Here is a 12,580-nt window from a genome sequence, read left to right on the forward strand (position 1 = left end):
TTTATATAGACCGTAAAAGTAGAAAAAAATAAACACAAAAAATTCCAAATTCCATACTGAAATGTTCAGCTTTTGGAATTTGGAATTTTTGTTATTAAAATTTCTAAGACTTAGTTTCTAGGCGATTTTCTTTTTTCAGCTTTTGAACCTACTCTAGACATAGCGCATCTAAATCCGATGTAATCTGTTGCCATATCCTGAGGGAAATATCTTCTTTGAGCCGGATCTAACCAATATGCTCTGTCTCTCCATGAACCTCCTTTGTAAACTCTTACTTTATCATCGATTAAAGTAGTACGTTTGCTAGAGTTGTCATATTTTCTAGTCATCTTACCTAAACTATCAGTAGTGATATTATGTTTAGGAGAATTATACATTGCCTGATCTGTTTTTGGTCCTGATTCAGAATCTCCAAAATCAAAATATCTGGAAGATTGTTTATCACCATCTCTATAATTGATATTATCGCTTGTACTGAAATTTGTTCTCAAATATGTTTCTTGTTCGTCAACAGGAACCTGAGCAATTTCTCCCGGAAGATTTCTTGCTACAACTTTACCATTGCTTAAAGTATCGTATTTTATATTTGCTGTAGAAACGATTTCAATTTTACCGTCCTTACCAATTTTGTTTTTAGCATATTGATTTCCTCTATAATAGTTAAAATCATTTGCTTCATTATCAATAATAGGTCTGTAAACATCAGCAACCCATTCTGCAACGTTACCAGCCATATCGTATAATCCGAAATCATTTGGCGCATAACTTTTTACAGAGTTTGTAATATCAGCTCCATCATCAGACCAACCTGCAATTCCACCGTAATCACCGTTTCCTTGTTTAAAGTTAGCCAATTGATCTCCTTTGTTTTTACGTTTAGATGAACGTGTATAATCTCCAGACCAAGGGTATTTCTTTTGTCCTTTATATATATTGTATTCTCTTTGTCCAACATCAGCTGCTGCAGCATATTCCCACTCTGCCTCTGTAGGAAGTCTGTATTCTGGTAAGATAACTCCGGAAGAACGTTGTGCGTAAACATTTTTTTCTTCTACAACACCATCTTTATTAGCTTTTGGTCTTCTTCCGTTTGGATTTTTCTTTAATACCAGTTCTTCGTTACCACCGTAAGTAGTAGAAGGTGAAGCAAGGTAAGCTTCAGTATTAAATAAACTTTCAGCACTTACGTCTGTAGTTTTAGCACCTTTTTTAAGATATCCGTCTTTTTCTAAAACAGCTTCGTTTACACGGTCTGTTCTCCATTTACTAAATTCAACTGCCTGAATCCAGTTTACACCAACTACAGGGTAGTTTGCATAAGAAGGGTGTCTTAAGTAGTTATTAGTCATCGTTTCGTTATATCCTAAACGATTTCTCCATACTAAAGTATCTGGCGATGCTCCTTCGTAAATATTCTTGTAATTTTCTTCTGTTGGAGGAAAAACTTTCTTCAACCACTCCAGGTATTCTAAGTACATACCGTTCGTAACTTCGGTTTCATCCATGTAGAATGACTGAACATGTTGTTGAGTTGGCGTGTTATTCCAATCGTGCATAACATCATCCTGTACTTTACCCATAGTAAATGTACCTCCTTCAACAAAAACTAAACCAGGACCAGCCTGTTGTTTTTTCCCTGCATTTCTGGCAGAAGTTCCATTCTGACTATCTACGTCCCAACCTGTTGCTCGAGAAGCGTGACTGGAACTCGATTTTTTGCTACAACTAGCCGTGCCTAACATCAATACCATTGACATCATTAATTGCAGGGCTACAATTTTGTTTACTTTCATACTCATTCTTAGGTGATAAATTTAGGTGCTGCAATATAATAATTAACATTTAATTAGCAACATCTGTTCTAATAATTTTATTTCACTGTTTTTTACCAGAAAATAACCTATAGTTACGAACGCAAAAATATACTTTTTATTATTTACTATAACATGAAATACTATATTTTTACTTAGTAAAATAATTTAAAAATAATTTCTACTTTTCAACTTATGAAACAAGCCTTAATCTTATATTTTTTTCTGCTTCCAATTTTGGCATTTTCTCAGATAAATGGGGACTTTACAGTAGATTGGCAAACTAAAAAAGAAATGAGTTTTGGCGATTTCAAAACGATCATACCTTACTTTTCAGGGAATAGTTTCAGATATGATATTTCAAAAAAAAGCATAACAGTATTGCTTAATTTGAACCAATCTAACTATTCTAACAGTTCTTCTGTTCAAATTTCCAACATAATTTATGAATCAGTCACAATCTCTGATTTAGGTGATTTATCTCTCGGGAACATCCCCGAAAAACCAAATGAAACGTTAAAAATTGCCTCTTCAAGAGATAAAAAACAAATTTTCATCTCACTTTCACCTATTATTAAAGAAGGAAACAGTTTTAAAAGAATTCGATCATTTTCTTATAATTTAAACAATAACACATCCAAAAGCAACACTACTTCTCTCACACAAAAATCAAATATCATTCAAAATTCAGTGTTAGCGAGTGGAGATTGGTATCGCTTTTACATCGAAAAATCAGGCGTTTATAAAATTTCAAGAGCGTTTTTGCAAAGTTTAGGGTTTGATCCTTCTAAAACAGATCCTAAAAGAATTAAAATTTATGGTAATGGAGGAAGAATGCTTCCTTTAATGAATAGCACTTATTACCCCGATGACTTAATTGAAAACACCATTCAGATTATTGGTGAATCCGATGGTGTTTTTAACAATGAAGACTATATCCTTTTTTATGCTGAGGGAACGGACAACTGGAATACTGAGAATCAGACAAACCTAAATTTATTTGACACTAAATCATATTATTACATAACAGTAATTGGTGGAGATGGAAAGCGAATCCCAAACCTGAATCAGCCTTCTGCAAACACCACTGTGGAGTTAAACACGTTTGATGACTATCAATCTCACGAAATTGACCAGACCAATATTGCTCACTTGGGCCGTCAATGGTTTGGAGAATCATTTGATATTAATCAGGAACAGGAATTCTCATTTACCTTCCCTAATATTGATGTTTCCGTACCTGTGAAAATTGACGTTAGTGCCGCATCGGCTGCCTTTACTCCTACTTCATTTGCAATTGCCGCTAATGGTCAAAGTATTGGTAATATTAATTTCAATGCATTAGTTTCAAGTTCAGACATAAAGTTTTACACCGGAAAACTACCTGTTAATAGCATTTTTACAGGAACCGAAAACGTAAAAATAAAACTTACCTATAATAATAACGGAGTTCCTGGATCGAAAGGATATCTGGATTACATCAATTTAATTGCCAAACGAAAATTATTAGGTACCGGAAAACAATTTAAATTTCAATATGATTTAGCCGGTTCAACTACCGGAATTGTAAATTACACGATTGGAAACGCCTCAGGCATTTCTCAAATTTGGGACATCACAGACCTATATAATGTATCAAAAATTGAAAACCCAAATCAGGCAACATTCAGCTTCAAAGCTTCTTTAGGAGAAGTTCGAAAATATATTGCCATTGATCCGTCAGATTATTTTACTCCTTTAAAAGAGAGCCAATCAAAAATCACTAATCAGAATCTAAAAGGAACCATTTTTAAAAATGCCCAAAATAGTTTTCAGGACATCGATTATGTAATTATAGCTCCAAAGTTTTTAATTTCTCAAGCTGAAAAATTAGCCAATTTTCATCGCACTTATTCTAATTTGAACACCAAAGTAATTGCCTTAGAAAATATCTATCAGGAATTCTCTTCAGGAAAACAAGACATTGCAGCCATCCGAAATTTCATTAAATACATTTATGAAAATGCTTCTTCACCAGAAAAAAGAATAAAATATGTAAATCTGTTTGGAGATGCTTCATTTGACTACAAAGACCGAATTTCGAACAACACTAATATTGTACCTATATATCATTCCTTAAATAGTAACACAATTGGAGAATCATCATTTGCTTCTGATGATTTTTACGGACTCATGGATCCGGATGAAGGAAATATCATTTCATTTTTTGGTGGAATTGATATAGCCGTAGGAAGGATGTTGGTTTCAGACAATGCTCAGGCCGGAGAAATGGTTAATAAAGTATTGGAATATCATGATACAAAATCGTACGGCAACTGGAGAAATAACGTTGTTTTAGTCAGTGATGATTCAGACCAAAGTTCTGATGCTTCTTTACAGTCACGCCAAAATAGTTTAGCAGATGTTATTGCAACTGAAAAACCGTTTTTTAATATTGACAAAATTATTTTAGATTCTTATACGCAAGAAACTTCAGCAGGAGGATCAAGATATCCAAAAGCAAGAACTGATCTTTTTAATGCTTTTGAAAAAGGAGCTTTAGTTTTTAATTATTTAGGACATGGTGGTGAAGATGGTTTGGCAAGTGAGCGAATTTGGGAAAAATCAGACGGCCAAAACTTAAACAACCAATATAAATATCCTTTATTCATCACTATTACATGCGAATTTTCAAGATTTGATGATCCGACAAGACCAACGGCCGGTGAATATACTTTTTGGAATCCAAAAGGAGGTGCTATTTCGATGCTGACTACGATCAGGGCAATTGGCCAGTTTAATGCTGAAAACTTCAATGATAATTTAAGCAAAAACCTGCTTTCTTACGACTCAAATCAATATACCACTATTGCAGAAGCACTTCGAATTTCAAAAAATGAAAACCCGAGTTATTCCAGTAATGTTATTTTTTACATTGGAGATCCCGCTTTGATGTTAGCGATTCCGAAACCACGAATAAATTTAACAAAAGTAAACGATGTTGTGATTTCACAACCGATTCCAGACCTTAAATCGCTTTCAAAAATTAAAATCACAGGTGAAATTACAGATGAGAACAACACATTATTAAGTAATTACAACGGTGAATTAGCTACAGCTATTTTTGATAAATTAATTACGACTTCGACCTTAAATAATGATGGATATAGTCCTGCAATGTCATTCAAAACTCTTGGAGAAACTATATTTAGAGGAAATGCCACTGTAACCAATGGTCAGTTTGAATTTAGTTTTGTTGTTCCGAGAGACATCCGAATTCCTGTTGACTATGGAAAAATCAGTTTTTATTCGAAAAAAAATCAGCTATTAGAAAATCAATCGGGCTATAGTAACATTATTAAAATTGGGGGAATAAATGAAAATGCACCTCAGGACAATATAAGTCCAAAAGTTAAGTTATATATGAACGACGAAACGTTTGTTTCAGGTGGTATTACGAATAGCTCCCCGTTTCTTTTGGCGCTATTAGAAGATGAAAATGGTATAAATACCGCTAGTGGAATTGGTCACGATATTGTTGCAATTTTAGATGGCGACGTAAGCAATCCGTATATTTTGAATGATTATTATCAAACAAAATTAGATGATTATACGAATGGAAATTTACGTTTTCCATTACGAAATTTGTCGGCGGGTATACATACAATAAGTTTTACAGCCTGGGATGTTTACAACAATCCCGTTACAAGTGAAATACAATTTGTTGTAGTTGGAGATGAATCATTGACATTAACCCATGTTCTTAATTATCCGAATCCATTTTCAACTTATACCCAATTCTGGTTTTCACACAACAGACCTTATGAGCCCCTGGATGTGCAGGTTCAGGTAATGACTATTACCGGAAAAGTCGTCTGGACAAAAAATCAAATTGTCACAACAGAAGGCTTTTTATCAAGAGACATAACCTGGGACGGAAAAGACGATTTTGGGGACCGAATTGGAAAAGGAGTTTACATTTACAAACTCACTGTCAAATCAAACTTAACAAATAAAAAAGCAGAAAAGTACGAAAAGCTTGTCATATTATAATAATATATATATTTGTATCATAAATACCATTAGCCCTATAAATGAAAAAAATATCACTTTTATTACTTTGTTTTTTAATTGTTGCATACGTTAAAGCCCAAGATCGACCTATTACAACTGGAGTTCCATTTTTATTAGTAGCCGCTGATGCGAGAGCAGCAGGTTTGGCAGATCAGGGTGTAGCAACTTCCGCTGACGCTTATTCTCAACAATGGAATCCTGCAAAATATGCTTTTGCAATAGACAAACAGGGTCTCTCAATTAGTTACACACCTTATTTAACAGATTTAGCCAATGATATTTCACTTGGTCAATTAACCTATTATAATAGGATTAACGAAAAAAGTGCCTTTGCAGGAAGCTTTCGTTATTTTGGCTTTGGAGATATCGAACTAAGAACAACAGGAGATCCTAATGAAGCTGCCAGAATAGTTTCACCAAACGAATTTGCTTTAGATGGTTCTTACTCTCTAAAACTTAGCGAAAAATTTTCTATGGCTGTTGCAGGAAGATATATTCGTTCCAATCTAAAAATCGCTTCAGAAGATATCGATGCTTCTCCCGCTAGTTCTTTTGCTGTCGATGTTGCCGGATTTTATCAATCGGAAGAAATTGCCTATTCGGATTTCAACGGTAGATGGAGAGCGGGTTTCAATGTTCAAAATTTAGGTCCTAAAATCAGCTATGATAATGATGATTTGAGTGCTAACTTTTTGCCTGCCAATTTACGTTTAGGTGGAGGTTTCGATTTTATTTTAGATGATTATAATAAAGTTGGCGTTAGTGTTGAATTTGCTAAACTTTTAGTACCTACTCCTCCGGGACCTGGAACACCAGTCGATGCAAATGGAGATGGAGATTTTACAGATCCGGGAGATATCTCACAGGAACAAGCAAATACTATCAATTACAACAACTACAATGATATAGGTTGGGTTGAAGGAATTTTTAAATCATTTGGAGATGCTCCGGATGGCTTTAGTGAAGAATTAAAAGAAATCACCTATAGTGTAGCCGGAGAATATATGTATCAGGATTCATTTGCTGTAAGAGCAGGTTATTTCCATGAAAGTCCGCAAAAAGGAGCAAGACAATTTTTCTCTTTAGGCGCTGGTTTCAAATATAATATCGTAAAAATCGATGTCTCTTATTTATTCTCCACTTCAAAAGTTAAAAATCCGTTAGAAAATACACTTCGTTTTTCTTTAACGTTTAACTTTGGCGACAAATACGAAGAATATTAAAAAGACAAAATAAAAAACAATAACAATCCAAATTTCTATTTTTTAGGAATTTGGATTTTTTTTCCCATAAAAATAATGAAAGAAATAAGCGTTACATCATCATTTATAGTATATGACAATTTAAAAGAACTTTCAGCTGAAATTCAGGATTTAATGAATCAGGCTGTTGAAATTCGCAAAAAAGCATACGCGCCTTATTCTCAATTTAGAGTTGGCGCGGCATTACTTTTAGATAATGGTAAAATAGTTTTAGGATCAAATCAGGAAAATGCAGCTTATCCTTCAGGTTTATGTGCAGAACGTGTGGCTATCTTTTACGCCGGCAGTGTTTATCCTGAAGCTAAAATCTTAAAAATGGCCATTACAGCAGCTTCGGATACGAATAAAACTACAGCTCCAATTCCGCCTTGCGGTTCTTGTCGACAATCAATTGCAGAATATGAAATCAGGCAAGACACCCCTATAGAAATCTATTTTATGGGCGAAATAGGTGAAGTTTACCAATCAGCATCCCTAAAAAATCTGCTTCCTTTTATGTTTGATAAAAAGTTCTTGTAAAAAAAAGCCAAAAAGTAGCGTTTAAATTTTAGTTCTTAAATGTAATGTCTTATTTTTGCATCCCGACCTTTCGGGCGCAAATTTGTGGGAGGAAACTATTTTGCGTTATAGGCAACAATTGATAACACAAACAACTTTAGCAAAAGAAAGAATTCAGATGAAAGAAGTTACAAAAGAAGTATATTTAAAGTGGTACGAAGACATGCTGCTTTGGAGAAAGTTTGAAGACAAACTTGCAGCATTATACATTCAACAAAAAGTTAGAGGTTTTCTACACTTATATAATGGTCAGGAAGCTGTATTAGCGGGTGCTTTGCACGCTATGGACCTGACCAAAGATAAAATGATTACTGCTTACAGAAACCACGTGCAGCCAATTGGTATGGGCGTTGATCCTCGACGTGTAATGGCTGAGCTTTTAGGAAAAGCAACAGGAACTTCTAAAGGTATGGGAGGTTCTATGCACATTTTCTCTAAAGAACACCGTTTTTACGGAGGTCACGGAATCGTAGGCGGACAAATCCCAGTAGGAGCTGGTTTAGCTTTTGCTGATAAATATTTTGAAACTGGCGGTGTTACCATGACTTACTTTGGTGATGGAGCTGCGAGACAAGGTTCACTACACGAAGCTTTCAATATGGCAATGCTATGGAAACTTCCGGTTGTATTTATCGTTGAAAACAACGGTTATGCAATGGGAACTTCTGTTGAAAGAACTGCAAATCACACTGACATCTGGAAACTTGGTTTAGGATACGAAATGCCTTGCGGACCAGTTGACGGAATGAATCCTGTAAAAGTTGCGGAAGCAATGACTGAAGCAATTGAAAGAGCTCGTCGTGGAGACGGACCAACTTTCCTTGAAATGAAAACGTACCGTTACAGAGGACACTCTATGTCTGATGCACAATTATACCGTTCTAAAGAAGAGGTTGAAGAGTACAAAAAAATTGACCCTATTACACAAGTTTTAGATGTAATTATGGATCAAAAATATGCTACAGAAGAAGAAATTGAAGTAATTGACCAAAGAGTTAAAGACCTGGTTGAAGAGTGTGTGAAATTCGCTGAAGAATCTCCATATCCTGAATTACAACAATTATACGATGTAGTATACGCACAAGAAGACTATCCATTTACACCTCATAAACTATAACATATTATGGCGATAAAAGTAACAATGCCTCGTTTGAGCGATACTATGACGGAAGGAACGGTAGCGACTTGGCTTAAAAAAGTAGGCGACAAAATTAGCGAAGGAGATATTCTTGCTGAAATTGAAACAGACAAAGCAACAATGGAGTTCGAATCTTTTAACGAAGGAACTCTTTTACATATTGGAATTCAGGCTGGAGAAACTGCTCCTGTTGATTCCTTATTAGCAATTATCGGAAACGAAGGAGAAGACATTTCAGCTTTATTGGCTGGTGGAGATGCTCCTGCTGCTGAAGCTCCAAAGGCTGAAACAAAAGAAGCTCCTGCTGCTGAAACAAAAACAGAAACTGCCGCTCCTGCAAAAGCTGCTGCTGCATTACCTAAAGGTGTTGTGGTCGTAACTATGCCTCGTTTGAGTGATACAATGACGGAAGGAACAGTAGCAACCTGGTTGAAAAAAGTAGGTGATGCTGTTGCTGAAGGAGATATCTTAGCAGAAATTGAAACGGACAAAGCGACTATGGAGTTTGAGTCTTTCAATGAAGGTACATTATTATACATCGGAATTCAGGAAGGAAATACAGCTCCTGTTGATAGCTTATTAGCAATCATTGGGCCTGCCGGAACTGACATTTCCGGAATTGCTGAAAATTATACTGCCGGAGGTACTGCAACTGCAAGTGCTCCTGCAACTGAAGAAAAAGCTGCTCCAACTGCTGAAAAAGCTACTGAAGCTGTTGCTGAAACTTCATCAAATGGAGGAAGAATTTTAGCTTCACCTTTAGCGAAGAAAATCGCTTCTGATAAAGGAATCCAATTAACTCAGGTTAAAGGTTCCGGAGAAAACGGACGTATCGTAAAAAGCGATATCGAAAACTTTACTCCATCTGCGCAAGCTCAGCCTGCTGCAACTTCTGCTGCTAAGCCACAAGAAGCTACTGCTCCTGCTGCTCCAAAAGTATTTGTTCCTGCCGGAGAAGTTTTCACAGAAGAGATCAAAAATTCTCAAATGCGTAAAATTATCGCAAAACGTCTTGCAGAATCATTATTTACAGCTCCTCACTACAACTTAGTGATCGAAGTAAGTATGGACGAAGCAATGGGCGCAAGAGCGACAATCAATACTGTTCCTGATACAAAAGTATCTTTCAACGATATGATAATTAAAGCTTGTGCTTTAGCCTTGAAAAAACACCCAAAAATTAACTCTCAGTGGAAAGAAGATGCTATCATCATCAACCACCACGTTAATATTGGAGTTGCTGTTGCTGTTGAAGACGGATTAGTAGTTCCTGTATTGAAATTTACAGACGCTATGAGTTTATCTCAAATTGGTGCGTCAGTAAGAGATCTTGCCGGAAGAGCTAAAAACAAAAAATTAGGACCACAAGAAATGGAAGGAAGTACTTTTACAGTATCTAACCTTGGAATGTTTGGTATTACTGAATTCAATTCAATTATCAACCAACCAAACTCTGCTATCCTTTCTGTAGGTGCAATTGTTGAGAAACCCGTAGTTAAAAACGGTCAGATTGTAGTTGGAAACACAATGATGCTATCATTAGCTTGTGACCACAGAACAATTGACGGTGCAACTGGTGCTCAGTTCTTACAAACATTAAAACAATACATCGAAAGCCCAGTTACAATGTTGGCGTAATCGCTGTTAATTTTATATTTAAATCCCGTTTTGTTTACGCAAAACGGGATTTTTTATTTAATTTCATCCTCAAAATTCAATACTTCATAAAATGAAAAAACTAATCCTTGTAACTTTATTCCTGACAGCAATTGCCTGCCAGAAAAAAGATCAAACCGAAAAACCAGCAGTTGTTACAGACGAACACAGTTTCTCTAAACCAGAACTTGCTGTAGTAAAACATTTGGATCTCGACATCAAAGTTGATTTTGAAACACAGACTATCTCAGGAAAAGCTTCCTGGAAAATTGATAATGTTAGTAAAGGAAATGAAATTATCTTCGATGAAAACACTCTTAACATTACAAAAGTAACTTTAGGAGACGAAGAAAAAGAAACCAAATTTGAATTAGGTACAGCCGTAGAATTTCACGGAAAACCACTTCATGTTACTATTGAACCAAATACTACTAAAGTAAACATTTACTACAGCACAACAAAAGATGCAGTAGCCTTACAATGGTTAAATCCGCAACAAACTGCAGATAAAAAGAGTCCTTTCGTTTTCTCTCAAGGTGAAAGTATTTGGTCACGTACCTGGATTCCATGTCAGGATTCGCCGGGAATTCGTTTTACTTACAATGCAAAAGTTACGGTTCCTAAAGATTTAATGGCCGTAATGAGTGCTGCAGTAAATCCTCAGAAAAAAAATAATACCGGAGTTTATACTTTTAAACAAGACAAAGCAATACCTTCTTATTTGATGGCTATTGCCGTTGGAGATATCGAATTTCAAGCTATCGATAATAGAACCGGTGTTTATGCAGAACCTTCGTTACTAAAAAAAGCAGCATGGGAATTTGCTGAATTAGGAAAAATGGTTGGTGCTGCCGAAAAACTATACGGTCCATACCGCTGGGGACGTTACGATGTTTTAGTTTTACCTCCAAGTTTCCCTTATGGCGGAATGGAGAATCCAAACTTAACTTTTTTAACTCCTGGCGTTATTGCAGGCGATCGTTCATTAACCAGTTTATTAGCTCACGAATTAGGCCACAGCTGGAGCGGAAATTTAGTTACCAATGCAACCTGGGATGACATTTGGCTAAATGAAGGATTTACAACTTATGTTGAACACAGAATTGGAGAAGAAATTTTCGGCAAAAAAGAAGCTGAAATGCAAGATGTTTTAACCCGTAAAGATTTAGACGATAATATTGCAGAATATGGCGCAACAAATCCGGACACGAGATTAAAAGTAAGTCTTACTAACAGAAATCCGGATGATGGAATTAGTCAAATTCCTTATGTAAAAGGATACAACTTCCTGAAAGTAATCGAAGCAGCTGTTGGTCGTGAAAAATTCGACCCGTTTATTAAAAACTATTTTGATGCACATGCTTTTCAATCTATCACAACAGAAGATTTTGTAAAATATTTAAAAGAAAATCTCATCAAAGATGATAAAGCACTAGCTGATAAAATCAAATTAGACGATTGGATTTACAAACCAGGAGTACCATCAAATATTACTGCTGTTTCTTCTCAAGATTTTACAGCAATAGATAATATTCAGAAAAACTGGAGAACAACTGGCGTTAAAGGATTGAGCGAGAAGATAAAATCAACTACCGAAAAACAGCATTTTATCGATTACTTGCCTGCTGACATTACTGCTGATGAAATGACTGCAATTGATAATGAATTCAGTTTTACCAAAAACGGAAACTTCGTTATTAAACGCCAATGGTTTATTCAGGCGATTCGCCATCAGTACAAAACGGCTTATCCTGCAATCGAACAATTTATGATTGCAACAAGCAGAACTGGGTCATTGATGTCGCTTTATAAAGAATTAGTAAAAACTCCGGAAGGAAAAATTTGGGCAAAACAGATTTTTGAAAAAGCAAAATCTGGCTATCATGCAACGACTGTTCAGGCTGTTGGAGATTTATTGAAATAGTTTTCAGTCGCAGTTTTCAGTCTCAGTCGCAGTCTCAGTCGCAGTTTTCAGATTACAGCTTAACGCTATCCCAACTGAGACTGAGACTGAGACTGAGACCAAAAAAAATCCCTAATTACAATGTGTAATCGGGGATTTTTTTTATTCCAAAACTCCAAGGGAAAATTGTCCATCACAT

General features: G+C 35.6%; 7 protein-coding genes. 6 read left to right on the plus strand and 1 reads right to left on the minus strand.

Features of this window, described 5'->3' with window-relative positions:
- Nucleotides 1–110: 110 nt before the first annotated feature.
- Nucleotides 111–1,793: a gliding motility lipoprotein GldJ gene (gene gldJ, locus AC6CH4_RS02370; RefSeq protein WP_498099830.1), complete on the minus strand. Its 1,683-nt coding sequence runs from the start codon at nucleotides 1,791–1,793 to the stop codon at nucleotides 111–113.
- A 213-nt stretch (nucleotides 1,794–2,006) separates the two neighbouring features.
- Between gldJ and porU the strand changes: the two genes are divergently transcribed.
- From porU to AC6CH4_RS02400, 6 genes are all read left to right on the plus strand, one after another.
- Nucleotides 2,007–5,843 carry a type IX secretion system sortase PorU gene (porU, locus tag AC6CH4_RS02375; protein ID WP_498099832.1) on the plus strand — a complete coding sequence of 1,279 codons (3,837 nt, stop codon included), beginning with the start codon at nucleotides 2,007–2,009 and terminating at the stop codon, nucleotides 5,841–5,843.
- Nucleotides 5,844–5,884: 41 nt separating this feature from the next.
- Entirely contained in the window at nucleotides 5,885–7,087 is a 1,203-nt protein-coding gene (gene porV, locus AC6CH4_RS02380) for a type IX secretion system outer membrane channel protein PorV (RefSeq protein ID WP_498099834.1), read from the plus strand.
- Between the two features lie 75 nt (nucleotides 7,088–7,162).
- Complete coding sequence (gene cdd, locus AC6CH4_RS02385; RefSeq protein WP_498099836.1) at nucleotides 7,163–7,645, plus strand: cytidine deaminase; 483 nt, start codon at nucleotides 7,163–7,165, stop codon at nucleotides 7,643–7,645.
- A 157-nt stretch (nucleotides 7,646–7,802) separates the two neighbouring features.
- Nucleotides 7,803–8,801: a pyruvate dehydrogenase (acetyl-transferring) E1 component subunit alpha gene (pdhA, locus tag AC6CH4_RS02390; RefSeq protein WP_134147759.1), complete on the plus strand. Its 999-nt coding sequence runs from the start codon at nucleotides 7,803–7,805 to the stop codon at nucleotides 8,799–8,801.
- A 6-nt stretch (nucleotides 8,802–8,807) separates the two neighbouring features.
- Entirely contained in the window at nucleotides 8,808–10,460 is a 1,653-nt protein-coding gene (locus AC6CH4_RS02395; protein WP_498099838.1) for a dihydrolipoyl dehydrogenase family protein, read from the plus strand.
- A gap of 91 nt (nucleotides 10,461–10,551) precedes the next feature.
- Nucleotides 10,552–12,402, plus strand: a complete 1,851-nt coding sequence (locus AC6CH4_RS02400; protein ID WP_498099840.1) for a hydrolase/aminopeptidase — start codon at nucleotides 10,552–10,554, stop codon at nucleotides 12,400–12,402.
- The last annotated feature ends 178 nt before the right edge of the window (nucleotides 12,403–12,580 follow it).

The organism is Flavobacterium sp. GQ95 (genome assembly GCF_059758655.1).

Coding starts and splice junctions, on each gene's coding strand:
- gldJ (WP_498099830.1), bottom strand. CDS start 1,793: ATGAAAGTAAACAAAATTGTAGCCCTGCAATTAATGATGTCAATGGTA.
- porU (WP_498099832.1), top strand. CDS start 2,007: ATGAAACAAGCCTTAATCTTATATTTTTTTCTGCTTCCAATTTTGGCA.
- AC6CH4_RS02400 (WP_498099840.1), top strand. CDS start 10,552: ATGAAAAAACTAATCCTTGTAACTTTATTCCTGACAGCAATTGCCTGC.
- porV (WP_498099834.1), top strand. CDS start 5,885: ATGAAAAAAATATCACTTTTATTACTTTGTTTTTTAATTGTTGCATAC.
- AC6CH4_RS02395 (WP_498099838.1), top strand. CDS start 8,808: ATGGCGATAAAAGTAACAATGCCTCGTTTGAGCGATACTATGACGGAA.
- pdhA (WP_134147759.1), top strand. CDS start 7,803: ATGAAAGAAGTTACAAAAGAAGTATATTTAAAGTGGTACGAAGACATG.
- cdd (WP_498099836.1), top strand. CDS start 7,163: ATGAAAGAAATAAGCGTTACATCATCATTTATAGTATATGACAATTTA.